Source organism: Campylobacter showae (assembly GCF_004803815.1).
GTDB classification, from domain to species: Bacteria; Campylobacterota; Campylobacteria; order Campylobacterales; family Campylobacteraceae; genus Campylobacter_A; species Campylobacter_A showae.
In genome coordinates this window covers 1370381-1395875 of sequence record NZ_CP012544.1, presented here as the reverse complement: position 1 = coordinate 1395875, position 25495 = coordinate 1370381, and the positions used below count along the sequence as shown (strand labels likewise).

Below are 25495 nucleotides of genomic sequence, written 5' to 3'. Positions count from 1 at the left end.
GGTTTACTCAAAATACTCTTGCTAATTACATCAACATCTTACAATTAACCAAATCGGCTCAAGCTGTGGTATCTATACTGCGACAAAATCCAAAATTAATTCTATATCAAAATAACTTAAGATATTAGTAGCTAATTGCTATTGGCAAATGCTATTTAGCAATAATGAACAAAATTTTACAAGCGCTATTTACTTGTAGGTAGTCGTAAAGGTAATATATTAAAATACCAATATGGCGTCATGGCTGGCAATGCAAACCAGCGCTTTGCGCGCGGGTTTATGTGTTTAATCAAAATATCTAAATTTTCAAAACATCGCCATCAAATTTAGATTTCCACTTTTTTAACTAAAATTTTGCCAGGTAAATTTATAAACAAAAAATCAGCAAATTTTGTTAAAAACATATCTTGTGCGCCAAATTTTGCGTCAAGCATTGTTTTTAAAGGTTAAAAAGATATAATCTGTTCATTATTCTAAAACAAACAAAATTTAATAAGGCAACCAAAGAGTGCGGTTTAAAAAAGTTTTAAATTTTTTATCTGTTTTTATGGCGGCGTTTGTGCTGTATGGATGCGCGGCGAAGGCTAAATTTGATGTTCCGCAGATCGTAAATTTTGATAAACGTGAGTTTGAAGTGATTTCCCAAAGCGGCTCAAATTTACTCTATATTTCGCACGAAAAAGAGGACTATTATTTTACGATGATAAACTCCATGGGCACTCCGCTAGCTAGGCGAGTTTTGAGACCAAACGGCGAATTTGAGGCTGTCGGTTTTTTACCTCCAAATAGCGCCTACAACGAGCTTTTTGTAAAGATTCTGGGCGCCATAAAATCAAATCAAAAAGAGGCCGTCATAGCAGTAAATAACGAAAATTTTAAGGTAAGAGCTCTTGATATACGTTAGCAAGCCCGCCATCATCAGCGCAGCCGGAGCCGATGCAGAGGAAAATTTTGCAAATTTATGCGGAGAAAAGAGGTTTTTGAGCGTCTGCGAAGGCTTTAGGGCGGATAAAAGCTTTATCCTCGGCAAGGTCGGCGCGCCTTTGGCTACATTTAGCCAAAATACGCCAAAACACCTGCAAACGCGCACCAACGTTCTAGTTTTAAGCGCGCTTTTACAAATAGATAAAGATGTACGAGAGGCTATCAAAAAATACGGCAAAAACCGCGTCGGCGTAGTCGTAGGTACTACTACTAGCGGCGTGGAGGAAAACTACGAAACGTTTAAGGATTTTGCCGCGACCGGTTTTTTCGACGCTTCCAAATTTGGCATAAACCGAAATTCTCTAGCCAATCCGTCCGAATTTATCGCCGATTTTTATGGGCTTAGCTCGGTTGCGTTTTCTGTCTCGACCGCCTGTACCTCGGGCGTCAAGGCGATAATAACGGCAAAAAGGCTGCTGGAGTCGGATATCTGCGACGCCGTGATCTGCGGCGGTGTGGATAGCTTAAACACGCTCACGATTAACGGTTTTGATAGTCTGGGCATCCTAAGCGCGCGCGAGACCAATCCGTTTTCTAAAAATCGCGACGGTATAAATATTGGCGAAGGCGCGGCCTTTTTCGTGGCGAGCAGGGATGAAATCTCAAACGTCGTTATCGCGGGCGAGCACTCAAACTGCGACGCGTTTCATATGACGCAGCCTGATTTTAGCGGACAGATGCAAACGCAGTGCGTGCAAAAGGCGCTGCAGGCGGCAAATTTAAGCAGCGTAGATTATGTAAATTTACACGGTACCGGCACGCAGGCAAACGATAAAATCGAGGCAAAGATCGTGCATTCGCTCATGCCGCGCGTTTTTACGAGCTCCGTTAAGCCCCTGATCGGCCACACGTTAGGAGCCGCGGGAGCCATCGAGAGTGCGCTTTGCGCCATGCTTTGCGCTAGAGGCGAAACCGCACTGCCGCCGCATGTTTACGATGGCGTTTACGATGATGAGATAGAGGGGATAAATTTGGTAAAATTCGGCCAAAGAGCGGTCGTAAATTCGGCCATGTCGCTGTCGTTTGCATTTGGCGGAGACAATGCAGCGATCGTGTTTGGGAGGGCAAAATGAGCCTTGGAGATTATCTCCCGCACGGTACGGCGATCGTTTTTATCGACGAGGTGCTTAAATTTGAAGAGGGTCGCATAAAAACCAAAAGCTTGATAAAAGAGGATAATAAATTTCTTTCAAACGGCAAATTCGCCATGCACAAAACCGTCGAGATGATGGCGCAGTCGCTGGGTATCTACGACTCAAAGATGCGTGAGCTAAAAGGTATGAAATTTGGCCTGGGTTTTTTGCTAGGCAGTAGAAAATTTGAGATATTTAAGCCTTTTTTGGTGGCGGGAGACGAAGTCGTCATCGAGGCGGCTTGCTCGATACAGGACGCAAACGGTTTTGGAGTTTACGACTGCGAGCTTTACGTAAACGGCGAGCTTGGAGCGCGCGCGACGCTAAATGTGCTAAGCCCGGACGAGGAATACGTAAAAAGGATACTAGATGAGTAAAAGAGTGCTGATAACGGGCTCGAGTCGCGGCATCGGCGAAGCGGTGGCTAGACGGCTAGCGGCGGCGGGATACGAGGTCGTGCTACACGGCAAAAGCGCGAGCGAGCGGCTATTAAAACTACAAAACGAGTTAAATTTGAGCGCATTAAAATTTGACGTAGCGGATACGCAGGCGGCAAGGGCGGCGATCGAAGCCGATATCGAGGCTAACGGCGCTTACTACGCCGTCGTGCTAAACGCCGGCATCACGCGTGATAATACATTCGTAGCGATCGAGGACGAGGATTGGTTTGGCGTCGTGGATACGAATTTAAACGGCTTTTATAACGTCCTAAAGCCCGCTCTCATGCCTATGATCCGCGCTAAAAAGCCCGCTCGTATCGTCGTCATGAGCTCGGTCTCAGGCGTCATCGGCAACCGCGGCCAGAGTAACTACGCGGCTAGCAAAGCAGGTCTCATCGGTGCGGCAAAATCCCTAGCCGTCGAACTCGCCTCCAGGAACATCACCGTAAACTGCATCGCGCCGGGACTCATCGAGACGGATATGACGGACGGCGGTTTGCCGATGGATGAGATATTAAAGGCAATCCCCGCTAAAAGAGCGGGCAGAGCAGACGAGGTCGCGCCTTTGGTGGAGTTTTTGCTAAGCGAGGGCGCAGCCTACATAACCAGGCAGGTGATCGGCGTAAACGGAGGGCTTTGCTGATGCGAGTTTTTGTAACCGGTATGGGTATGGTGAGCGCGTTTGGCAAGAGCTGGGAGGAGATAAGGGCTAAATTTGAACTCGGCCGAAACGCCGTGAGATATATGCGGCAGTGGGATAGATATGAGGATCTAAATACCCGCCTAGCTGCACCCATAGATGGCTACGAGTGCCCTAGCTCGTGGGACCGTAAGCAGCTAAGAAGCCTGGGCACCGTTTCGATGTACAGCGTCGAGGCGGCGGGACTGGCGCTAAGAGACGCGGGGCTCATGCGAGGCGAAAATTTAGACGCCGCGAGCCTCGATCCTAGCGTGCAGGACGGCAGACTAGGCGTCGCCTGCGGCTCGTCCACGGGTAGCACTGAGTCGATACTAGCGATGGCAAAGCTGCTAGAGCGCGGCGAAAACGAGTGCAACGCCAACACCTACATCAAGATGATGCCTCACACCACGGCGGCAAATATCGCGCTTTTTTACTCGCTAAAAGGGCGCATCATCCCAACCTCCTCGGCATGTACGAGCGGATCGCATGCGATCGGATACGCCTACGAGAGTATCAAAAGCGGTAAGATCGATATGATGCTAGCGGGCGGCGCAGAGGAGCTGTGCCCGAGCGAGGCGTACGTGTTTGACATGCTCTACGCCACTAGCGTGAAAAATGGCTCGCCCGAGATTTCGCCTACCCCTTTTGACGAGGAGCGCGACGGGCTGGTGCTGGGCGAGGGTGCAGGGATACTTTTGCTAGAGAGCGAAGAGAGCGCCGTAAAGCGCGGGGCTAAAATTTACGCCGAGGTTGTAGGCTTTGGCTCAAACTGCGACGGTTCGCACGTCACGCGCCCTCAAAGCGCGACGATGAAAGGCGCGATGGCTTTAGCTTTAAAAGACGCAAATTTAACGCCTGAAAAGATCGGCTACGTAAACGCACACGCTACGGCGACTAAGCACGGCGATATCGCTGAGAGTATCGCTACAAACGAGCTTTTCGGCGATAAGATCGCTATCAGCTCGCTAAAAAGCTACCTCGGTCATACGCTGGGGGCTTGCGGCGGTTTGGAGGCGATATTTAGCGTGATGATGATGCGCGAGAAAAGATTTTTCCCTACGATAAATTTGACCCGCGTCGATCCTAGCTGCGCGCCGCTTTTTTACCTGACCGAGCAAACCGCGATAGATACGGACTTTGTTATGAGCAATAACTTTGCTTTTGGCGGAGTAAATACGTCGCTGATATTTAAAAGAATTTAAAATTTGAAGGTAAAATATGAAACGAATTTTAGCCGTTTTGCTTTTGATTTGCTCTTTTTCGGCGGCAAAGGACGAGTTTTACGAGCACGATATCGCAAGCGCGCTGGAGTCTAAATTTGCAAAGAAATATCTACTAAAAGATATAAGCTTGCAGTTTTCTAAGCAGACGGACGAAGAGCTAGAGCCGGTAAAATCGCAAAGGCGTAGCAACAAATACCGCGCGGTCGAGGAGGATAGTTTCGGCGACGCAGTAAAAGATCCGCGCGAGAATAACTACAAGGAATCTTGCGAATACGTTTTCGTTAAGGTTTTGGTCGATCTGCAAACGGCGGCTAAAAACGCGGGCAAAAACAGCGTCGTGAACATACAAGGAAATTTTAAAGACAAGCTGCTAGACAGCAAGGATAAATTTCAATGCGTAGTCGGAAATATGGCGACTGCGGTGGCGTTGAAAGCAAATTTAAAATAAGGAGAAAAAATGAAAAAATTATTAGTTTTAGCGGGCGTTTGCGCCTTGGCTTTAAATTTGAGCGCGCGCGACGACGTGCTTAGCTTTTCGATCGAGGAGGCGCTAAGCTCGCCAAAGGCAAAAGAGGTACTAAATCCAAACATCAAGCTAAGCTTCGGCTCTGGTACGAAAGGCGGCATCATCAAAAGCGGCCTAATGGCAAACAAAAAAACCAACGCCTTTAACAAAAGCGACAAAGAGGCGTGCCAGTGGGCGTTTTTGTCGGCGATAAAGACTTTCCAAGAGCGCGCGGTGCAAGAGGGTGGCGCGAGGGTGGTAAATTTAACCGGCTACTACAAAAAACAGCCTTTTGACTCCAAAACGCAGTTTCAGTGCGGAGCCGGTGCTTTGATGGCCGGCGTAACGCTAAAAGGCGATATCGCGAAATAACAGCGAGATGGGCGAATGAGGCTAAATTTTAAACTCGATTTTTTCGACGCAGTTGTTTTTAACGGCGCGCAGGACGCGAAGCTGGCGGCATACGAGAGGGAGCTTGACGTCTCGCACGTGCCTCCGCTTGAGCGCCGCAGACTTAGCCGCGCGGCAAAATGCGCCTTTGATCTAACCAAAAACATTGCGCCGCTTGATATGCCTATCGTGTTTAGTTCGTATGAAGGGGAGATAAATCGCTGTTTTGAGCTGCAAAACACGCTAGCTCACGGCGAACTTATCTCGCCGACCTCGTTTTCGCTCTCGGTTCACAACGCACTTTCCTCGCTTTTAGCGATAAATTTCAAAAATCGTAGCGAAATCTCCGCCGTTTCGGCATACGCGCCGCTAGAGTACGCTTTGGTGCAGGCACATCTGATGCTAAAAAGCGGAGCCAAAAACGCTCTGGTTTTAGCCTATCACGAGAGCATTTCGCAGGAGTATTTTGACGAGTCTGCGCCCTCTTGTATGGTTTGTTTGCTAGTTAGCGAGGGCGAAAATTTGAGCCTATCGCAAAGCGAAATTAGCGGCAAAACGGATGAAAATTTGCTTGTTAAATTCCTGCAAAATTTTGATCCGAAGCAAAAATGCTCCTGGCAAAGCGCGGATAAAAACTCCGCTTGGCGGTGGGATTATGAGCCCTCGTCACGGGTTTAAAATTTTCATCGTCGGGGCGAATTTCGCGCTATTTGGACTCATTTGCGCGCTTGGAAATTTGATCTTTGTTCCGGTTGCGCTTCTTGGGCTTTATAAATTTAAATTTATCCGAAATTTTTGCCGCGATCTGGTGCGTCTGGCTTGGAGATTTTTTATATTTTCTACGCAAATTTGCGGCTATCAGCGCACTAAAATCAACCTTCCTTCAGAGCTTGGCACCGCCTCGCAGATAATCATCGCAAACCACCCGTCGCTTTTAGACGTCGTATTTTTGATAGCTCTCATCCGCCGCGCGAACTGCGTGGTAAAGGCAGGCCTTGGTAAAAATATCTTCTTAGCTCCCGCGATAAAATCATGCGGATATATCTTAAATACCGCAAACGAGGAGCTCTTGCAAAAAAGCGCGGACGCCCTAAAGAGCGGCGAAAGTTTGATAATATTTCCAGAAGGCACGCGCACGGCGGGCGAGATAGTCTTTCACAAAGCAGCCGCCTACATCGCGGTAAATGCGGCAAAGCAGCTAGTCGCCGTCGCTATCAAAATGGATCCGCCCAGCCTCAAAAAAAACGAGCCTTGGTACAAAACCCCGAGCGTTATGATAAAATACGAGTTCAAAGAGCTTTTTAGGCTAAATTTGGACGGGTTTTGCGCGGATAGACCAAACCCGATCAGAGCCAGAGAGCTGCACGCTTTTATCAGCGAAAATTATACAAAGGAGTTTAAACAATGAACGAACTAATAGATGAGATAAAAGAGCTCATCATAAAGAGCTTAAATTTAGAGGATATGAAACCAAGCGATATCGACGAGAACGCGCCGCTTTTTAACGAGGGGCTAGGTCTTGATAGCGTCGATGCGCTCGAGCTTGGCCTTGCGGTACAAAAAAGCTACGGTTTGGTACTTGACTCTAAAACGGCAAATTTAAAAGAGATTTTTTACAGCGTAAAAAGCCTCGCGCAATATATCTTTGAAAACAGGAAATAACGATGAAGCAGGAAGAAATTTTTGAGATTTTAAAGTCCGCGCTCGTGCAGCTTTTTGAGATCGACGAGGCTAAAATCACGCCGCAAACGCGCATTTACGAGGATCTTCAGATAGATAGCATCGACGCGATCGACCTAATAGACCACATCAAGCGCAAAACGGGCCACCGATTGATGCCTGAAGACTTTAAAAACGTAAAAACGCTCGAAGACATCGTAAACGCGGTGGCTAAAAAATTTGACGAGCAAGCTTAAAATCGCCCTAAGCGTAGTTAGCGTCCTTTATCCGTTTGCGCTATTTTTCGCGGGTGATTTTGCCTTTTGGGTCGTTTGGGCGCTTGCTATGCTGTGGATAGCGCGCGGGGCGTATTCAAGCGGTTTTGAGAGGAAGCTTAGTATCGCGGCGGCCGTTTTTTTCATAGTTTGTATGATTTTTAGAGGCGGATTTTTAGCGTATCTTTACCCTGTTTTGGTGAGTTTGGCGTTTTTGGTTTTTTTTGCTTTTAGCTTAAAAAACGAAGCCGTCATCACCAAAATAGCAAAACTAAAAGAGCCAAATTTGGACGAAAAAGGCGTGGCTTATACGCGAAATTTGACCAAAATTTGGTGCGCTTTTTTTGTTTTTAACGCCGCCCTCTCGCTTGCACTAGCCTTGATGGAGAATAAATTTTACTGGAGCGTTTATAGCGGCGCGGTCTCTTACGCGCTGATGGGGGCGCTATTTTTCGGGGAAATTTTGTTTAGAAAGAGATTTATAAAAAATAATGAGCTTTGAGGAAAATTTAAAAAATTTTAGATTTACGGACGACTCTCGCGACGTCTTTGACGCGTGCCTTAGATTTGCCGCGTTTTTAGAAAAAGGGGGCGTAAAAGAGCTACAAATTTACATTGACGACGCGTTTAAATTTTACGCTGCTTTTTTCGGCTCGCTTTTGGTTGGGTCTGCGCCCTGCGTGCTGGCAAAGCCGGTTTATGAGCCAAATTTGACCGCCGTAAACGACGAAAATTTTTTAAATTTTCTTGCAAAGGAGCCCGCAAAGGGGCTTAAATTTGATCCGCAGGCTAAATTTTACCTGCAAACTTCAGGCTCAAGCGGCAAAAGCAAGATGATAGAAAAAACGCTCGCGCAGATGATAAAAGAGAGCGAGTATCTAGCGGGCGAGCTAAATTTTAGTAGCCAAAATACCTTTTTTTCGAGCGTTTCGCACAGGCACATGTTCGGACTTACGTTTAAGGTCTTTTTGCCGCTAGTGCTGGGCGCTCGCGTCATCGCGGACGAGCTAAACTACCCCGAGGCGATTTTGGGTTTAGACCTTGTAAATCACGTATTTATCGCTAGTCCGGTGCTACTTAGAACTCTCGCTCAAAGCCCCGCTGCAAGCGCGCTAAAAGGCTTAAGCGGGATCGTAAGCGCGGGTTCGCCGTTAAAAAAAGAGCTAAGAGACGAGCTGGGCCGAATCTGCGATGCGCGGATCATCGAAATCTACGGCAGTACGGAAACGGGCATAGTGGCTAGGGACGAGGGGTGCGAGCTTAGGCTGTTTGGTGCGGTGGACGCGGGACTGGACGATAGAGGCGCGCTAAACGTGAGCTCGCCTTGGTGCGAGTTTTTTCAGACTAACGACGCGGCGAGTATCGACGAGGGACGCCTCGCGCTACAAGGCAGGATAGACCGCATCGTGAAGCTAAACGACAAGCGCGTGAGCCTGGAGAGTATCGAAGCAAAGCTGCTAGAAAGCGGCTTGCTCGCGGACTGCTACTGCGCGCCGCATCCGAAATTTAAACGCATCGCCGCGCTTTTGGAGTTTAACGGCGAGGGGCTAAAAAAATTTAGAAAAATCGGCAAAAAAGGCGTGGTAGCCGAGCTAAAAGAGCTTTTGAGGCTTGAGTTTAAAAACAGCGTCCGATACTTTAAAATAGTAGAAAAAATGCCGCGAAATCAGCAGGGCAAATTTGAAAAAAGCGAATTTGAAAACGCGCTGTTTGCTAGTCCCAAACCCGTCTGGAGCGGCGGGGCGGTAAACAAAGCGAGCGAAATTTGCGGCGGTCAAATTTGCCAAAACGGCCAAAATTTAGAGAGCGGTTTAAACTGCGGCACAAATGCTGGCTGCGTTAAATTTGACACAAGCGGTGAGCGGCTCGAAAACCACGCGCAAAAGTACAAATTTAGCGCTATCATGCACGCGGGGCTTGAGATTTTCGAGAGCCATTTTCCAAATTTACCGCTGCTACCTGGCTTTATGCAGCTTGACTACGTCTTTGAGCTAGCTAGTGGCGTAGGTATCGACGTTAGCGGCCTTAATACGGTGGAAAATCTAAAATTTATGAAATTTGTTAGACCTGGAGACGCACTTCGCGTTTGTTTTGAAAAACGCGGCGGCAAGCTTTACTTCGAGTTGTTTTGCAACGGCGAAAAATGCTCGACGGGAAGGGCCGCACTTTGAATAAATTTGCGTTTTTGGTGCCGTTTTACAACCATCCGCAAAATATCAAAGCCCTGATCGCCGCGCTAAAAACATACGAGCTGCCCGTTATCGTCGTGGACGACGGCTCGGATGAGGTGAGTAAGCAAATTTTAGCGGAGCTTGAGCGAACGGAGGGTATCTTGCTACTAACGCGCGCGCAAAACGGCGGCAAGGGCATCGCGATGAAGGACGGGTTTAAATTTGCATCCGAGCGCGGATTTAGCCACGTTTTGCAAATCGACGCCGATTTTCAGCACGACGCGGCGCTCATCGGCGAGTTTTTGCGCGAGAGCGAGGCGTATCCGCAAAGTATCGTCTGTGCAAATCCCATTTACGGCGAGGACGCGCCAAAATCCCGCGTTTACGGCAGAAAGATCACGAATTTTTGGGTCGCGATAAATACGCTAAGTCTTGGCGTCAAAGACGCTATGTGCGGCTTTCGCGTCTATCCTTTAGAGCAGCTTAAAAAAGCGGCAGCAAAAAGCAAAACAAATAGGATGGAATTTGACATCGAGATCCTCGTAAATGCCGTAAGACAGGGCATCGACGTGCGCTGGATAGATACGTACGTGCGCTACGAAAAGGGCGGCGTTTCGCACTTTAAGATGTTACGCGATAACGCGCTAATCAGCCTCATGCACGCAAAATGCTTCTTTTCTCTGCCTAAATTTGCGCTGGGTAAAATTTGGCGAGCGTGCGGGTTAAATTCGAGCGAAAAAAATGGGACAAACGCTCAAATTTCCGTAGAACCTCAGGAAAACGCCGAGCAAAATCTCTGGTGGGAAAAGCAGGAAAAAGGAGGGGCGTTTTTTTTAAGACTTAGCCTATTTTTGTCGCAAATTTTGCCCGAGTTTGCGCTAAAGCTTATCATTAAAATCGTAGTTTGGTTTTATTATATATTTTCAAAAAACGAGCGCAAAAATATCGCCGAGTTTAGACGAAATTTAAGCGTTTTTGCGGGCGCGCAGACGCTAAAAGACACGAGCGTTTTTAGCCATTTTGAGGCGTTTGGCGGAGCCATTTGCGATAAATTTAGAGTCTGGAAAGGCAAGATCAAGGATAGCGAGCTAGAAATCATTGACCTAGAGCGTATAAAAAGCGAACTAATCGGCGCGCAAAAGGGGCAAATTTTGCTCACGGCGCACCTTGGAAACGTCGAAATTTGTAAGACTTTGGGCGCGCGCGTCGATGGCTTTAGGATGGTGATTTTGGTTTACGACAAAAACTCGCGCGAGTTTAACGAAGTGCTAAAGCGCATCAGCCAAAACGACGGCAGCGTGCGCATGATGCTGGTCAATGAGCTCGACGTTGCCGCAATGCTGGAGCTAAAAAATATCGTCGAAAACGGCCAGCACATCGGCATAATGGGCGATAGAACGCCTCTTGGCGGCGATAAGGCCGCGCGGGTGAAATTTCTGGGCAAGGAAGCGAGCTTTAACTACGGTCCGTACCTGATCGCGGGGATTTTAGGCGTAAAGATAAGCTCGCTGTGGTGTCAAAAGATAGACGGTAAATTTAGGATCGAGCTCGTGCCGCTAGCAAGTGCCGTAAAGCTAGGGCGAGATAGGGTCGCCGCAGCTCGCGAATATCTGCAAATTTACGTCCGCGAGCTAGAAAATCGCTGCAAGCAAACGCCCGCGCAGTGGTTTAATTTTTTTGATTTTTGGAGATGAGATGATATCAAAATCAGTCGCGCTAAAGGCGCAGTTTTACGACGTGGACAGCATGAACGTCGTGTGGCACGGCAACTACGTGAAGTATTTTGAGACGGCTAGATGCGCGCTGCTGGAGGAGATAGGCTACGACTACGAGGCGATGAGGGCGGACGGCTATGCCTACCCGATCGTAAAAATCGAGGCGAAATACATAAAACCCGTGTTTTTCGGCGACGAGATCGAGGTGGAGGCGACGCTAAAGGAGTGCGAGTGCTTTCTAAAGATCAGCTACGTCGTAAAAAGTGCAAAAACAGGCGAGACGCTGTGTACGGGCACGAGCTCGCAGGCAGCCGTGGATATGCGCGCGATGCAGACGTGCTTTGAGATCCCGCAAGAGTTACAAAATGCAATAAAAAGGTATATAAATGAAAAAAATAGCGATAATTTTTAGTTTGGCGGCGAGCCTGATGGGGCTTGATTTTAACGAGATAAAATCTCAAATCAAAACGCAAAATATCAGCGGCGATTTCGCGCAGACGAAGTTTTTGAGCGGATTTAACGTGGAGTTTAAAAGCTACGGTAAATTTGAACTGAGCCAAAGCGAGCTGCTCTACGACACGCTAAGCCCGATAGCGGTGAGCATCGTCATAAACGAGCGCGGTATCTTTCAAAAAAGCGGCAATCAGCTCATAAAAATCGATCAAAATTTTGATAAAAAGCTATTTTTATCCATCATAAAGCTCGATAAAGCCGAGCTTGAGAAGGAATTTATCTTTAAAATCTCGGGCGACAAAAACAACTGGAAAATCGAACTCACGCCTAAAAACGTGCTGCTAAAACAAATCTTTACGCGTATCTTGGTAGGAGGCGATAAATTCGTCCGTAAGATCGTGCTAAACGAGGTTAGCGGCGATAAAACGGTAAATGATTTTTACAACGTAAAATGAAAAAATCCGCGCGTTTTTTTATCTTTTTAGCGGCGTTTTTGGCCGCGCTCGCCGTTTGTTTTGCAAACGCGAAAAAGATAAATGCGGACATCTTTTCTCTCGTAAAATTTGAAAACTCTGCCGAGAAAACAGCGCTAAAATCGATGCTTGATAGCGCTTCTAGCGAGTTTTTGCTAGCTTCAGATTCACCCGAGTTTTTAGAAAAGAGCGAAATTTTAGCCGAGCAAAGCGGGATTTTTGAGGAGTACCGCGCAAAGCAGGACGTAAATTTAACCTCCTATCTAACTCAGCTAAACACCCTAAAAATCGCGCTTTTAAACGAGCAAACCTTTGAACTTTTAGTAAAAGACAAAAACGAGTTTTTCAAGCAAAGCGCGCAAAATTTATTTAATCAATTCGCCTTTAAGCCGCTTAACGCGAAAGATGATTTTTTCGCCTTAAGCTCGCACATGAGCCTGGATGGCTCTAAAATCAGCCTAAATTTGTCAAATTTGATGCTAGAAGCCGCACACGAGGGCAGGAAATTTTACCTCGTCAAAGCGCGCCTAAAGCCCGGCTACGATCCGCGAAATTTGATCAAATTTTATGAAAGCGTACGCGAGCTTGCGGCACAAGACGGAGCGCAGGCTTACGCTAGCTGCGGCGCGCTATACGGAGCCTACGGAAAAGCGGGCGGCGACAAAGAAAGCGCGGTCATGAGTGCGGTTTCGCTTAGCCTTTGCGCGATTTTTTTGCTACTCGCGTTTAAAAATTTGCGCATTTTTTGTGTCGCTTTCGTCGCGATTTTCGGCTTTGCGTGCGGGCTTGCGGCTTCGCTTTTGATTTACGAGAGCCTTAGCGTCATCGTCGTGGTTATCGGCACTAGCCTCGTGGGTCTTATGTTTGATTTTGCGCTACACTGGCTGGGTAAAAATCAAAACGTGCCCGTCGCAGCCGCGAGCGTACGCCCGATGATTAAGATTTTCTTCCTCGGGCTTTGCATCACGATGAGCGGATACGGCGTTTTTGCCTTTTCTTCGCTTGAGCTGTTGCGCCAAACTGCCGTATTTTCGCTATTTACGCTGCTTGGGGCGTTTTTGTTTACATATTTTTGCCTGCCTTTTGTCTTTGAGGGCGCGACGTTTTCGCAAAGTGCCGTGTTTTCAAGGTTTTTTGATAAATTTGCGAGAGTTTGCGAGCGCACGGCAGGAGTGATAAATTTAAAAATTTTACTCGCAGTATTTGCGCTTTGCGGCCTCATTTTAGCGTTAAATTTTAAAAGCTTAAGCGCGCCAGAGCAGATCAAAGACTATGCAAACTCGCCGCAAGAACTACTGGAACAGTCTAAAAAGATCAGCGAGATAACGGGCGCCGCGCCGCAAAGCTCCGTCATCGTGATAAAGGGCGACAGTGATCTGGTCGGAGACGAAAAGCGGCTGATGCGCGAGCTAAAGCAGGCAAATCTCGTAAAAGACTACGCGTCGATTTCTAAATTTATCCTAAGCCGCGCCGAGCAGGAAAGTGTAAAAAATATCTTTAAAGAGGCAGCTCAGGACGAGGAGATCTTTAAAATTTACGCACAGTTTGGCTTGCCTAGCGAGCTAGTAAAATCCGAGCTAGAAAAGATCGCAAACGCTCAAACTATCGGCGTTAGCGAGATTTTAAAATTTGACGCGGCAAAAAATTTGACGCGGTTTTTGCCTAGCCCAAACAGCACTGCGGTATACGCCGAGGGGCTTGCAAGCGGCGCTAAAACGGATGAAATTTTAAAGGCAAACGGCGCTTTTAGCGTCGATTTCGTCGGCGCGCTAAATCAAAATTTGACCGAAGCCAAGGCCTGGGCCGCGGCGCTAAAGGGCGGTGCGTTTTTGGTTGCGTTTGTGCTTTTGTGGGCGTTTTTCGGGGCGGCGCGCTCGCTTTTGGTTATGAGTATCATCGCGCTTGGCGTGCTAGCCGTACTTTGCGCTTTTGCGGCGCTTGGCGTTCGCGTAAATATTTTTGCGATTTTCGGGCTCATTTTGGCGAGCGCGGTCGGGATAGATTATCTTATCTTTGCATTAAACGACGACTTGTCGCGGCGGGAGCGCGTTTTTGGGATATTTGCCGCTTTTATCACGAGCTTTATCTCGTTTTTTGCGCTTAGTTTTAGTCAGACGCCGGCAGTTAGCGTTTTTGGGCTAGCCGTTAGCCTTTGCGTCGCGTTTTACGGGCTTGCCGCCTGCACGCTCGCGATGAAAAATTTGGATTAAATTTAGCAAAAAGCGCTATAATCGGCGGCTCTAGACGCGAATTTGACCCGTACAGGCGCGCTAAATTTAATAAAACGGAAAGAAAATGCTAAAAATAAACGGCAAAGATGGGGGCGAATTTATCGGTAAAACGGTAGCGCAGCTGCTCGCTGCAAAGGGGCTAAGGCCCGAGCGCATCGCGGTCGAGCTAAACGGTGAAATCTTGCCGAAAGATAAATTTGATACGGCGCTAAGAGACGGCGACTCGGCCGAGATAGTGCATTTTGTAGGCGGAGGTTGAGATGAAATTTGACGAAAATAACGATATTTTAGAGCTTGGCGGGCATAAATTTAGCTCGCGCTTTATCCTGGGATCGGGTAAATTTTCATTGCCTCTTTTGGAGGCTGCGGTGCACGAGGCGGGCGCGCAGATCGTGACGCTGGCGCTTCGCCGCGTAAACGAGGGCGGACTGGAAAATATCTTAGACTTTATCCCAAAGGGCGTGACGCTACTGCCAAACACCTCAGGTGCCAGGAACGCCGATGAGTGCGTGCGTATCGCAAAGCTCGCGCGCGAGGCTGGCTGCGGCGACCTCGTGAAGGTTGAGGTCATCAGAGACAGTAAATACCTGCTGCCAGATAACTATGAGACGATAAAAGCGACTGAAAAGCTCGCAAATATGAGCTTTGTCGTAATGCCCTATATGTATCCAGATCTAAACGTAGCGCGCGATCTGGCCTCGGCGGGAGCTGCGTGCGTGATGCCGCTTGGCGCTCCGATCGGGACGAACAAAGGCCTTTGTACGCGCGAATTTATTAAAATCTTGCTCGCCGAGATAGACCTGCCCGTGATCGTGGATGCTGGTATCGGCAGTCCCGCGCAGGCGTGCGAGGCGATGCAGATGGGTTGCGCAGCCGTGATGGCAAACACCGCTATCGCGACTGCGGGCGACGTAAAAACGATGGCGCGAGCCTTTGCGCTGGCGATAGAGGCGGGCAGGCTGGCGTATCTATCCGGGCTTGGCAATGTGAGCGAAAGCGCGCGCGCGTCGAGTCCGCTGACGGGATTTTTGGAGTAAATTTGGCTTTAAATTTGACGGCATGAAAAAACGGCGTCAAATTTGAGTCGTGCGAGGATGAAAATTGCCTCGTTAAATCCTGCGAATTTTAAATTTGACGATTTCGTGCGGTTTTAAATTTAGCGCCGAAAAGGCGCGGGTTTGTGCGCGTAAAATTTACGGCTCCTAGCCTTTAAAAACGATCAAATTTAACGCCCGAAATTTAGACGAAAAACGGAGAAATATTTGAAAAATATAGACGTGATGGAGTATGCCGACGGTGCGCAGCGCATAGACGAAACGCTGATGCAGCGGGTGCTAGCGGCGCGCGAAAGCTACGACTACGCGAAATTTGACGCCGGCGACGTTATGCGCGCTCTAAACGAAGAAAATCTAAGCGTAGAGGGGTTAAAAGCGCTTCTAAGCCCGGCTGCCGGCGCATTTTTAGACGAGATGGCACAGGCGGCGCGAGATAGGACGCGCAGGCAGTTTGGCAACTCGGTACAGTTTTTTACGCCGCTTTATATCTCAAATTTTTGCGACAGCGACTGTGTTTACTGCGGCTTTAGCTCGCGAAACAAGATCTCGCGCGTGCGGCTAAAGGCGGACGAGGTGGCGACGGAGCTGGCAAATATCGCAAAAAGCGGGCTAAAAGACGTGCTCATCCTAACCGGCGAAAGCGCGAAAAAAAGCGACCTGGGCTATATCGGCGAGGTTTGCAAGGAGGCGTCTAGGCTTTTTAGCAACGTCGGCGTCGAGATCTATCCGTTAAATGCCGACGAATACGTGTTTTTGCACGGTTGCGGCGCGGACTACGTCGTGGTTTTTCAGGAGACTTACGACCCGGTGGCCTACGCAAAATTTCATCTAGGCGGCGTCAAGCGCTCGTTTGCCTACCGCTTCCACGCTCAGGAGCGCGCTCTCATGGGCGGTATGCGTAGCGTCGGATTTGCCGCGCTTTTGGGGCTTGACGACTTTAGAAAGGACGCTCTAGCCACCGCGCTGCACGCGCATTTTATACAGCAAAAGTACCCGCACGCCGAGATCGCGTTATCTTGCCCGCGCCTACGCCCTGCGATAAACAAGGCTCACGTCGGCCCGCGGGACGTCGATGAGAGGGCGCTGTTTCAGGTCATCTGCGCGTACCGCCTCTTTTTGCCGTACGCAAATATCACGATCTCCACGCGCGAGTCGGCGCGCTTTCGAGACGGCGTCATAGCAGTCGCCGCAAATAAAATCTCGGCCGGCGTTAGCACGGGCGTGGGGACGCACTCGGATAAGGCCAAAAAGGGCGACGAGCAGTTTGAGATCAGTGACGCGCGCTCGGTCGATGAGATGCTGCTCGCCGTGCGTGGGCTAAATTTACAGCCCGTGATGAGCGAGCATATTTACGTTTAGGGCGGCGGTTTTTGCGGGCGTAAAATTTAGCTTTTGGAGTAGGGGCGATGAAATTTGACAAATTTGAGCTCGTTTGGGTGACGAACCGCCGCTTGAGCGAAGATTTTTTCGCGGACGTTAGGCGAGTAGCGCAAAGCGGCAAAGCGGACAAAATTTTGCTCAGGGAGAGCGATCTGCCTGAGCACGAGTACGAAAAGTTAGCTAGTAAAACGCTTGAGATCATCGCTGAGTGCGATTCCGGCGCGCGGCTCGTTTTGCATACTCACGCAAGCGTCGCAAGCAAGCTAGGTGTGGGCGAACTGCACTTGCCGTTTGCTAAATTTAGGGCGTTAAGCAGCGAGTCGGCTACAAATTTGAGAGATTTGGCTAAATTTGACGGCGTCCGCACGGATAAAGAGAGAGGCGGCGGCATTTGCGCGTCAAATTTGACGCAAAAGCTCAAAATCGGCGTTTCGGTGCACTCTTTACAGGAGGCTCTAACGGCGCAGGATTTCGGTGCCGATTATGTCGTGGCTGGGCATATTTTTGATACGCCTTCTCACGCGCTAGAGCGGGGCAGAGGACTTAAATTTTTACGGGAAATTTGCGAAAATTTAAGCATAAAAACCTACGCTATCGGCGGGATAAATTTTGAAAATTTAGACAAGATCAAGGATGCGGGCGCGGCCGGGGCGTATATGATGCGGGGATTTTTGAGCTAAATTTTAGTCGGCACAGTTTGGCGACTGTTCCTTTAAATTTGGATTTGGCAAAAGAAAGCCATAGCTACAAGTAAAATTTAATGCACAAAAATACAAATCGCCGCGCTAAAATTTCTCAAATTTACATTGGGTAAAATTCTCAAACCGCTGTCGCAAAATCCGTCAAATTTAAGCCTATTTTGCTACTATTTCAGACGAAATTTAACTCAAATGGAGAATGCGTGAAAAAATTGATCTTTGTTACGGTGCTTTGGGCGTTTAGCTTTAGCCTCATCGGCGAGTTTTTGGCGGGGCGAGTGGATAGCTACTTTGCCGCGTTTTCGCGCGTCGTGCTTGCGCTTGGCGTGTTTTTGCCATTTATGATTAAGGATTTTGTCGCGCAAAATCTCGCTCTATACGCCAAAGTAGCCGCGATCGGCGCGGTGCAGATCGGCGCGATGTATATTTTTTACTACAACTCGTTTGCCTACCTTAGCGTCGCCGAGGTCGCACTCTTTACGATATTTACGCCGTTTTACGTGAGCGTGGTTTACGACGTACTCGCGGGCAGGCTTAGGCTGCTGTATCTCTTTAGCGTAGGCACGGCGGTTTTGGGCGCGCTCATCATCAAGTACGGCAACGTAAATAGCGGCTTTTGGCACGGATTTTTGCTCGTACAGGGGGCGAATTTATGCTTTGGCGTCGGGCAGAGCGCGTATAAATTTTTACTAGAAAAGCGTGATTTTAACGAGCAAAGAGGGGTTTTTGGCTACTTTTTCGTCGGAGCCGCGGCGGTTACGGGCATAGCATTTGCCATGTTTGGCAATCCGGAAAAAATCAATCTCGACCTAACCCAAGGTGCAGTACTGCTGTGGCTTGGCATCGGAGCTAGCGGTCTAGGATACTTTTTATGGAACAAAGGCGCATGCGAGGTAGATAGCGGAACCCTAGCCATCATGAATAACGCCCTCATACCTGCTGCTATCATCGTAAATTTAGTATTTTGGCATAAAGACGCGGACATACTAAGACTCTGCCTAGGCGGTGCGGTGATTTATATCTCGCTACTCATTCACAATAAAATCATCGCACACTACGAGCGAGCAAGCGTGGTGGCAAAATAGTCAAATTTGATGTAAAATTTAGCTAAAATTTAAAACTAGCGGCGAGACCAAATATCGCCGCTTTACTTGACGGCAGTAGGTATTTTAAAATTTGAGTTTTAAAGAGGATCAGATATGCACGACGCCGCAGCACTTCTAATCGCACTCGTTTTTCTAATCGTAAGCTTTTTCGTTGCTTTAATCGCCCCCAAAGGCAAACGCAAACTACTTTGGCTTTTTGTTTGGTTTTTGGTTTTTTTTGCAGACGTGTTTATAACCTCGGCCATATTTCATTACTATGGAAATTTATACGGCAAGATAAACGTCTACGAAAACCCAGCTAGCAGAGGATATTATGCAGGAGAAAGAGAAATAGTCGAATGGAATAGAAGCGCTTTTCCTTTGATAGATCACACTAATTGGCTAAATTTCCCTGTAAATACGACTGATGCGAATTTCATATCTTTGATAAACGGCTACGTAAATTTTATAGACTACAAAGAAAAAAGCGAAAACCCTGTCACAAACGGTAAATATTTTAGAATTTATCTGGATGACTATACTGCAAAAGAGTGCTTTTTATCAGCCAAGTTAAGTACAAGAGGCTTTTTAAAGAGTATCCCGATAACGTATGAAGAATTAAATATATTTTTTAATCAACTGCAATCAAATCATGAAAGCGAGGATAAAATAATCAGAGAGATAAAATCGTTACTCGATGATAGAAACGCCTCGACGATAGATATAAAACCGTCTAAAATATTAAGCTACATAAAATACAATATGAAAGATCTCAAGCAAATTTACAAAGACGAATGCGTAGCTCGCAAAGAAATCAATGAAGATGAGATAGCTTGTATAGAGTTGGTATTTGAAAAAGAAAATAGGATGACGGACTGGCGCATAGAGCCGGCACCGAATATCAAAACCTTTCTTGACGACCTGATCGGTCTAAGCTTTAACTACGGCGGAATCATAAAAGATAGAAAAACGGGCAAGATACTAGCCGACAATATATACGAAAACGTAAGATACCAAGGAGCGTTAGACGAAAGCTTTATAAAGGCTTTTGGAAGCGAGTCGAGAGGATATGGGATATCTTGTGATAGCGGTAGGGAGAAGTATTTAGACGTATGTAATCAAAAAATGATACAGGAATTCTTTAAAAAGGATAGAAAATGAGAAAATTTGAGATAGCTATACGTTAAACTCAAGCGCAAATTTGACTCGCCAAGCGGTCCGTCAAATTTGCAAATTATACTATCTCTAAAATCGCCGTGATGTCGGCCATGCCTTGCGTGTACATAGCTGACGTAACGAGTGCGTCCGCGCCGGCGCTAGCGAATTCCCTGACGTTTTTTAGATTTATCCCGCCGCTTGCGACTAGGGCCGCGTTTGGGGCGATTTTATCTCGTAGGTCTACCGCTCGCTTTACGGCCTCCGGCGTAAATTTATCGCACTGCACGACGTCGGCGCCCACCTTTAAAAGCGCTTCGCAATCATCTAAATTTTCGCACTCGATGGCGATTTTGCGCTCGGGGGCTTTTGCTTTAAAGGTCGGAATTTGAGCCAAAAACTCCTCATACGAGCCGTAAGCCTTGATGTGATTTTTAAAAAACAGCACGCTATCGCTCAAATTTAGCCTATGTATGCCGCAGCCGCCCTCAAGCACGGCTTTGAGACAAAATTTCTTAGCAAACGGGAAGCTCTTGCGCGTGGCTAGGATTTCGCATTTTGGATTTACGCTTTTTGCGGCCTCGTTCATGGCTCTTGCGTATGTGGCGATCTTGCAGGCGTACTCTAGGCAAATTTGCGCTAGTTTCCAGGCTTTGTGCACATTATCGTAGCTACCGCTGATTTTTACGATCGGCTCTTTTGCGGCGGCGACGGCGGAGTTTGGGACGCAAATTTGAGCCTCGCAGTCTAGCAAACGAGCGATACCGGCCGCTACGTCTACGCAGCTAACCGTCACGTCCTCGCGCGGCAGTATGGTTAAGACAGCGTTTTTGTGGATGCCTTGAAGCGAGGTTGTAAGATCAAAGTAGGGCAGATCCTCGCCGATGTAGGCTAAAATTTCTGGATTACTTATCTTGATCATAGCTTGCTAGCCTTTTTGCCTCGGCGTTTTTCTTATTTGCGTTTACGATCATGTTTCTAAAAATGCCGTTTTCGTAAAGTCCGGCGTGGTAGAGCGAAAAGCCCACGAATGCGATACCTGCGATCGTATGCAGCTTCTCGCAGCGGCTTTTGTTTCTGCCCTTAAGTCCGAGTGCCGTTAGGCAAACTGTGGCTAGAGTGACGCTCATGCCTATTTTTGCGACTTTTCTATGTGTTTGTAAATTTAAAAGTTGTCCGTTTATGTTCATTTTTTTCTCCAGCAAGTTGTGTTTGCGATGCATATGCTCTCGGGGTCAAATTCCGGATTTAGCCCCGCTTTTCTTTGCGATTCGTAGTCTTTTAGGGCTTTTATCATGACTTTTGATAGCATAAAGATCGCAGCGATATTTATCGTGGCCATCGCCGCCATCGTGATATCAGCGATGTTCCAAGCGATCGTTAGATTCATCTGCGCTCCGACGAATATCATCGCGACCGCCGTTAGCTTAAAGGCTATGGCGATTTTGTGGTTTTTGGTGAGGTATTTGATATTTGCCTGCGCGTAGTAGTAGTTGCCGATCAGCGACGTGATGGCAAAAAGCACCACCGCAAGCGTCGTAAAGTGAAGGCCGATCTCGCCGTAGTACTCGCGCATCGCGGCCTGCACTAAAGGAAGCGCGGTGAGCAGTTCGCCGCTGGCACCCGTTTGCTTTGTGATATAGGCCTGCGAGAAAAGCACTATCATGCCAGAAGCCACGCAGATCGTCATATCTATAAAAACCGCCATCGCCTGCACGAGTCCTTGCTTCACGGGGTGGCTCGTGTGAGCAGCGGCGGCCGCGTTTGGCGCAGAACCCATGCCGGCTTCGTTTGAAAACAGTCCGCGCTTGATACCGTAGACGATCACGCTACCGGCAAATCCGCCGAATATCGCTTTAAAATCAAAGGTGCTTTTCATGATCATAACAAAGACGGCCGGAAGCTTGTCTAAATTTAAGCAGATCGCGATAAAGGCTAGCAGGATATAGGCAAGCGCCATAAAAGGCACGATGTAGGAGCTAACCTTGCCGATGACGTGGCTCTTGCTAAAAAACATCACCGCCGCAAATGCGGTAAGGATGATACCGATACCCACGGGCAAGCCGCTATCGCTAAAGCTCGTAGCGCCAGCGCTTTGGTCGTAGTAAATTTGAAAGGCGGAGGTCATGGTGTAGCTTTGTAAGCCGTTAAATCCGTACGCGTACGTGATGATAAGAATGACGGCAAAAAGGCTCGCCATCCACTTGATGCCTAGGCCGTTTTTGATGTAATATGCCGGGCCGCCTTTAAAGCCGAATACGTCTTTGGTTTTGTAAATTTGAGCTAGCGTACTCTCGGCAAATGCCGAAGCCGCACCCAAAAATGCCATCAAACACATCCAAAATAGCGCGCCTGGTCCACCTGCTACGATAGCGGCGGAGATGCCCGCGATATTTCCGATGCCCACGCGCGAGGCGGTGGAGATCATAAGCGCTTGAAAGGGCGTGAGGTGGTGCTTGTTGTATTTATCCTTTTTCTCGACTAGCACTTTGCACGCCTCGAAAAACATCCTAAACTGCACGAATCTAGTAATATAGCTAAAATAAATACCCGTAAGAACGAGCACGATAACCAAAAAATAGCCGTATAAAAAGTCGTTGGCTAGCGACATCTCGTCATTCATAAATTTTAAAATTTTATCTATCAACCGTCATTCCTTCAAATTTACTTCGCGCCTATCTTGACGCCTTTCATCGAATTTGCCAGCAGTCCGATCGTCGTACCGTTGTGCAAAACGGCCGTGGCTATAGGGTTAAAGAGTCCAAATGTCGCGCCTGCTAGGATGAGCGAGTTTATACCGACGGTAGCGTTAAAATTCGTATTTATCAGCCTCATAGTTTTATTTGCGACGTCTTTTGCGACGGCGACTGAGCCGATGTCGTCTTTTAATAGGCTGATGTCGGCGGTGGCTTTTGCGATGTCCGCGCCTTTTTGCATGCTGATGCCTACGTGCGCCTTGGTGAGGCTTGGCGCGTCGTTGATACCGTCTCCGACGAAGGCTACTTTTTTACCTTCGGCTTTTAGCTGCTCGATGATGCCTGCTTTATCGGTAGGTAGGCAGTTTGCATAGACTCTATCGATACCTAGTTCGCTTGCTACCTGATCGGCTTTAGACTGCACGTCGCCCGTTAGCATTATCAGCTCTTTTACGCCTAGTTTTCGTAGCTTTGCTAGCGTCTGCGCGGCGTTTTCTCGCATGGTATCGCGCATGGCGATGACGCCCAAGAGCTCTTTGTCGTAGCCTACGTAAAGTAGCGTGAGTCCGCTGTCTACTTCGCTTTTTATGATTTCTTCGTGTTTGCTAAATGAAATTTGCTCGTCGTCCTCTAAAAAATGCCGAGAGCCGATTACGACCTCTTTGCCGCCTACGTATGTTTTCACGCCGTGAGCGACAATAAACTCGACCTCGTCGTGGTGGATGTGGTGAAAGCCTATCTCGCGCGCGGCCTTTACGATGGCCTCGGCTACGGGGTGGAAGTAGTGTTCCTCAGCGCTTGCGGTCAAATTTAAGAGCTGCGCTTCGGTAAATTCCTTTTTAAACGAGTGAACCTTGACGACGCTTAGGCTGCCGTGCGTTAGCGTGCCGGTTTTATCAAAGACGAAAGTATCGGCGCTCGCTAGCGCCTCGATAGCTTTGGCGCCCTTTATCAGTACGCCGTTGCGGCCGGCTTTTGAGATGCTTGATTTAAATGCGACGGGCGTGGCTAGCTTTAGCGCGCAGGAGTAGTCCGCCTGCAAGACGCTAGCCACGCGAGTCATATCTCGGCTAAGTAGATACGAAACGCCGGCTAGACTTAGCGTCACGGGCACTAGCTTGTCGGCTAGCTTCGTAGCTTTTAGTCCGACGGCGGATTTTTCGTTTAGTGAGCTTTGGATGTAGGATTTTATCCTAGCAGTCGCGCTCTCGGCTGCTATGCTCTCGGCCCAGATTTTTATGCGCCCGTCCTCGACGACGGTTCCGCTCATCACGCGGTCGCCGCGCTCTTTTTTGACGGGTTCGGCTTCACCCGTCATCGAGACTTGATTTACGCTTGCGGTGCCCTCTACGATGTAGCCGTCGATGCCGATGCTCTCGCCCGCGCCGACGACTACGATGTCACCTATTTTGACGTCTACGGTCGCGATTTTTTTGAGGGATTTTTTGCCGTGATCATTTATCTCGATCCAGACCTCTTCTATGTTCGGGCGAGCTAGCTCTTTGATGAGGTCGTCGCTGCGGTGTACGGCGCTTTCTTCCATGTATTCGCCGATAGTTAGCATGAGATTTGTGCTATTTGCCGCCAAAAAGTCGCGTCTAGCCAGGCTCACACCTACTGCTGTAGCTTCGAGTACCTTTGAGGTTATGCCCTCGTTTACGGCTTCGCTTGCGCCTTCTTTTAGTAGTGGCGCGGCCGCTATCAGGCTAGCCATAGCCTTTACGCCGTTGTTGTTTATAAGAGGCGTGATGGCTAGAGCCGTTGCCGCCTTATAAATTTCAGCCTTGCTCGGGCTGTTTTTATGCTTGTTTAAATTTGCGATCGGCAAATTTTCGATGAACTCTTTGATTTCGTTTAAATTTGACTCAAAGCCGACGACTATGCTCTTTGCTTTTTTGTTTACCCTGACGCTTTTTGCATACCTAAACTCCGAAATTTGAGCCTCCAAGCGACTCTCGTCGCAGTCCTCGCCGATGCGTTCGCAAACGAAGCGCACGCGGTTTTTAGTCAGGTGCGCGATGCGAACATTATTTTTGGGAGTCAATTTCGGCCTTTACATCTTCAAATCGCTCTTTTAGTTCTTCAAATCCTGCTTGAAGCAAATTTGATCCCTTCGCGATAGCTGAAAATAGCGCTTTTTGCGCGTTTTCGTTTGTTAGCACGTATGCCACGACGCCGCCTATGAGCGCACCTTTTATAAAGCCTGCCGCGTTAAAATTTGCCGGGACAAAGTCTTTTAGCGCGTCGTTTATACCGCGGTCAAACGCGCTTGGCGCGCCGGTAGTCTTTACGGTCGTAGTCGTAGTCGTCGTGCTACCGTCGTCGTTTAGTTGATTTACTGTTTGAGTTTGATTGATGTATGGGTTTTTCATTTACTTTCCTCTAAATTTTTGATTAGTTTCTCCGTCGCAACCACGCCTGCGATACCGACGGCAACGGTTGCCGCAGCCGCAAGATAGCGCGCCGAGACTAGTTTGTTTGATGCGCTGATAGCGCACGCCGTGACGATACCGCCTTGGATAGCGATTTTAGTCGTTTTAGCTACGGCCTGCGTCTTGCTGACCTTGCCTTTTTTATAGTTTAGTATTTCTACGCCGCCCGCTGCCATCGCGCCGATTAGCGCGCCGCTTATCATATGATCTACTGGGAGTCTGGTTGTTGATGTTAAATTCATTCTATACCTTTATTATTTTTCTAAATTCGGTTCAAGCGCGTTTGCGATATCTTCGGCTAAAATTTCGGTTTGTGTAGCCGCTTTTGCCGGAGCTTTTTTAGCTCTTGGAGCTCTTTTTTTCTTAGCTTTTGTTTTCTCGGCTTCTTTTTCAGATTTCTCTGTGGCTACTTCGGCGCTAGTGCGTCTTGTGCGTTTTTTTGTTTCGGTCGCCTCTTCGCTTGTTTTAGCAAATTTTTTCTCGGCGTACTCTTTTGCTTCGCCTATTTTTTTCTCGGCAAATTCTTTTGCGTTTTCGGCAAACTCTTTGCCTTTATCTAGTCCGCTTTCAAGGGTTGATTTGATTTTATCTTTGTTGTTAAAAGCCGCGACGGCTAAACCTCCTAAGATTGCTCCTGCGATAAACGGTAATGCCATTTTT

Annotated in this window: 30 protein-coding genes; 23 read left to right on the top strand and 7 right to left on the bottom strand. The window is 48.0% G+C overall.

Annotated features, from left to right (window positions below; all coding sequences use genetic code 11):
* The first annotated feature begins 508 nt into the window (after positions 1 to 508).
* From CSHOW_RS06870 to CSHOW_RS06760, 23 genes are all read left to right on the top strand, one after another.
* Positions 509 to 904, top strand: a complete 396-nt coding sequence (locus CSHOW_RS06870; protein WP_002946953.1) for a hypothetical protein — start codon at positions 509 to 511, stop codon at positions 902 to 904.
* Positions 891 to 2057 carry a beta-ketoacyl synthase N-terminal-like domain-containing protein gene (locus tag CSHOW_RS06865; protein ID WP_002946952.1) on the top strand — a complete coding sequence of 389 codons (1167 nt, stop codon included), beginning with the start codon at positions 891 to 893 and terminating at the stop codon, positions 2055 to 2057. Before CSHOW_RS06870 ends, CSHOW_RS06865 begins: the two co-directional genes overlap by 14 nt.
* Positions 2054 to 2494 carry a hotdog family protein gene (locus CSHOW_RS06860; RefSeq protein WP_002946951.1) on the top strand — a complete coding sequence of 147 codons (441 nt, stop codon included), beginning with the start codon at positions 2054 to 2056 and terminating at the stop codon, positions 2492 to 2494. The genes CSHOW_RS06865 and CSHOW_RS06860 overlap by 4 nt, the downstream gene beginning before the upstream one ends.
* Positions 2487 to 3200, top strand: coding sequence for a 3-oxoacyl-ACP reductase FabG (fabG, locus tag CSHOW_RS06855; RefSeq protein WP_002946950.1), 714 nt, complete (start codon positions 2487 to 2489; stop codon positions 3198 to 3200). The genes CSHOW_RS06860 and fabG overlap by 8 nt, the downstream gene beginning before the upstream one ends.
* Positions 3200 to 4441: a beta-ketoacyl-ACP synthase gene (locus CSHOW_RS06850; RefSeq protein ID WP_002946948.1), complete on the top strand. Its 1242-nt coding sequence runs from the start codon at positions 3200 to 3202 to the stop codon at positions 4439 to 4441. The genes fabG and CSHOW_RS06850 overlap by 1 nt, the downstream gene beginning before the upstream one ends.
* A 16-nt stretch (positions 4442 to 4457) precedes the next feature.
* Complete coding sequence (locus CSHOW_RS06845) at positions 4458 to 4910, top strand: hypothetical protein (RefSeq protein WP_002946947.1); 453 nt, start codon at positions 4458 to 4460, stop codon at positions 4908 to 4910.
* Between the two features lie 9 nt (positions 4911 to 4919).
* Complete coding sequence (locus CSHOW_RS06840) at positions 4920 to 5339, top strand: hypothetical protein (RefSeq protein WP_002946946.1); 420 nt, start codon at positions 4920 to 4922, stop codon at positions 5337 to 5339.
* A 15-nt stretch (positions 5340 to 5354) separates the two neighbouring features.
* Positions 5355 to 6035 (top strand): beta-ketoacyl synthase chain length factor, encoded by a 681-nt coding sequence (locus CSHOW_RS06835; protein WP_002946944.1) that lies wholly within the window; start codon positions 5355 to 5357, stop codon positions 6033 to 6035.
* A complete protein-coding gene (locus CSHOW_RS06830; RefSeq protein ID WP_002946942.1) occupies positions 6013 to 6765 on the top strand; it encodes a lysophospholipid acyltransferase family protein in 753 nt (250 codons plus the stop codon). Before CSHOW_RS06835 ends, CSHOW_RS06830 begins: the two co-directional genes overlap by 23 nt.
* On the top strand, positions 6762 to 7019 hold the full coding sequence (locus CSHOW_RS06825) for a phosphopantetheine-binding protein (RefSeq protein WP_002946940.1): 258 nt from the start codon (positions 6762 to 6764) through the stop codon (positions 7017 to 7019). Before CSHOW_RS06830 ends, CSHOW_RS06825 begins: the two co-directional genes overlap by 4 nt.
* A 2-nt stretch (positions 7020 to 7021) precedes the next feature.
* The gene (locus tag CSHOW_RS06820; protein ID WP_002946939.1) at positions 7022 to 7273 is read left to right on the top strand and encodes an acyl carrier protein; all 252 of its coding nucleotides are present in this window, start codon (positions 7022 to 7024) and stop codon (positions 7271 to 7273) included.
* The gene (locus CSHOW_RS06815; protein ID WP_002946938.1) at positions 7257 to 7793 is read left to right on the top strand and encodes a COG4648 family protein; all 537 of its coding nucleotides are present in this window, start codon (positions 7257 to 7259) and stop codon (positions 7791 to 7793) included. The genes CSHOW_RS06820 and CSHOW_RS06815 overlap by 17 nt, the downstream gene beginning before the upstream one ends.
* Entirely contained in the window at positions 7783 to 9462 is a 1680-nt protein-coding gene (locus CSHOW_RS06810; protein WP_002946933.1) for an AMP-binding protein, read from the top strand. The genes CSHOW_RS06815 and CSHOW_RS06810 overlap by 11 nt, the downstream gene beginning before the upstream one ends.
* Positions 9435 to 11156 carry a glycosyltransferase family 2 protein gene (locus CSHOW_RS06805; protein ID WP_232501988.1) on the top strand — a complete coding sequence of 574 codons (1722 nt, stop codon included), beginning with the start codon at positions 9435 to 9437 and terminating at the stop codon, positions 11154 to 11156. Before CSHOW_RS06810 ends, CSHOW_RS06805 begins: the two co-directional genes overlap by 28 nt.
* 1 nt (position 11157) lies before the next feature.
* Positions 11158 to 11589, top strand: a complete 432-nt coding sequence (locus CSHOW_RS06800; RefSeq protein ID WP_002946931.1) for an acyl-CoA thioesterase — start codon at positions 11158 to 11160, stop codon at positions 11587 to 11589.
* Entirely contained in the window at positions 11564 to 12085 is a 522-nt protein-coding gene (locus tag CSHOW_RS06795) for a LolA family protein (protein ID WP_002946930.1), read from the top strand. Before CSHOW_RS06800 ends, CSHOW_RS06795 begins: the two co-directional genes overlap by 26 nt.
* Complete coding sequence (locus CSHOW_RS06790) at positions 12082 to 14313, top strand: MMPL family transporter (RefSeq protein ID WP_002946929.1); 2232 nt, start codon at positions 12082 to 12084, stop codon at positions 14311 to 14313. The genes CSHOW_RS06795 and CSHOW_RS06790 overlap by 4 nt, the downstream gene beginning before the upstream one ends.
* Before the next feature lie 85 nt (positions 14314 to 14398).
* A complete protein-coding gene (thiS, locus tag CSHOW_RS06785) occupies positions 14399 to 14593 on the top strand; it encodes a sulfur carrier protein ThiS (RefSeq protein WP_002946928.1) in 195 nt (64 codons plus the stop codon).
* Position 14594: 1 nt separating this feature from the next.
* Positions 14595 to 15371: a thiazole synthase gene (locus CSHOW_RS06780; RefSeq protein WP_002946927.1), complete on the top strand. Its 777-nt coding sequence runs from the start codon at positions 14595 to 14597 to the stop codon at positions 15369 to 15371.
* Between the two features lie 243 nt (positions 15372 to 15614).
* Positions 15615 to 16748: a 2-iminoacetate synthase ThiH gene (gene thiH / locus CSHOW_RS06775; RefSeq protein ID WP_039895101.1), complete on the top strand. Its 1134-nt coding sequence runs from the start codon at positions 15615 to 15617 to the stop codon at positions 16746 to 16748.
* A 47-nt stretch (positions 16749 to 16795) separates the two neighbouring features.
* On the top strand, positions 16796 to 17449 hold the full coding sequence (locus CSHOW_RS06770; protein ID WP_002946924.1) for a thiamine phosphate synthase: 654 nt from the start codon (positions 16796 to 16798) through the stop codon (positions 17447 to 17449).
* A gap of 221 nt (positions 17450 to 17670) precedes the next feature.
* Entirely contained in the window at positions 17671 to 18552 is an 882-nt protein-coding gene (locus CSHOW_RS06765; protein ID WP_039895097.1) for an EamA/DMT transporter family protein, read from the top strand.
* Between the two features lie 114 nt (positions 18553 to 18666).
* The gene (locus CSHOW_RS06760) at positions 18667 to 19713 is read left to right on the top strand and encodes a hypothetical protein (protein WP_002946920.1); all 1047 of its coding nucleotides are present in this window, start codon (positions 18667 to 18669) and stop codon (positions 19711 to 19713) included.
* 73 nt (positions 19714 to 19786) lie between these two features.
* Here CSHOW_RS06760 and modD read toward each other — a convergent pair whose 3' ends face one another.
* The 7 genes from modD to CSHOW_RS06725 are packed head-to-tail and all read right to left on the bottom strand — an operon-like array spanning position 19787 to position 25491.
* On the bottom strand, positions 19787 to 20629 hold the full coding sequence (modD, locus tag CSHOW_RS06755; RefSeq protein WP_002946918.1) for a ModD protein: 843 nt from the start codon (positions 20627 to 20629) through the stop codon (positions 19787 to 19789).
* Positions 20613 to 20897, bottom strand: coding sequence for a hypothetical protein (locus tag CSHOW_RS06750; protein ID WP_002946915.1), 285 nt, complete (start codon positions 20895 to 20897; stop codon positions 20613 to 20615). The genes modD and CSHOW_RS06750 overlap by 17 nt, the downstream gene beginning before the upstream one ends.
* Positions 20894 to 22330 carry an alanine/glycine:cation symporter family protein gene (locus CSHOW_RS06745; protein ID WP_232501989.1) on the bottom strand — a complete coding sequence of 479 codons (1437 nt, stop codon included), beginning with the start codon at positions 22328 to 22330 and terminating at the stop codon, positions 20894 to 20896. The genes CSHOW_RS06750 and CSHOW_RS06745 overlap by 4 nt, the downstream gene beginning before the upstream one ends.
* A gap of 41 nt (positions 22331 to 22371) precedes the next feature.
* Positions 22372 to 24447 (bottom strand): heavy metal translocating P-type ATPase, encoded by a 2076-nt coding sequence (locus CSHOW_RS06740; protein WP_002946912.1) that lies wholly within the window; start codon positions 24445 to 24447, stop codon positions 22372 to 22374.
* Complete coding sequence (locus CSHOW_RS06735) at positions 24431 to 24775, bottom strand: hypothetical protein (RefSeq protein ID WP_002946910.1); 345 nt, start codon at positions 24773 to 24775, stop codon at positions 24431 to 24433. Before CSHOW_RS06735 ends, CSHOW_RS06740 begins: the two co-directional genes overlap by 17 nt.
* Positions 24772 to 25077, bottom strand: a complete 306-nt coding sequence (locus CSHOW_RS06730; protein ID WP_232501987.1) for a magnetosome protein MamC family protein — start codon at positions 25075 to 25077, stop codon at positions 24772 to 24774. The genes CSHOW_RS06735 and CSHOW_RS06730 overlap by 4 nt, the downstream gene beginning before the upstream one ends.
* A 12-nt stretch (positions 25078 to 25089) precedes the next feature.
* Positions 25090 to 25491, bottom strand: a complete 402-nt coding sequence (locus CSHOW_RS06725) for a hypothetical protein (RefSeq protein ID WP_002946906.1) — start codon at positions 25489 to 25491, stop codon at positions 25090 to 25092.
* Positions 25492 to 25495: the final 4 nt, after the last annotated feature.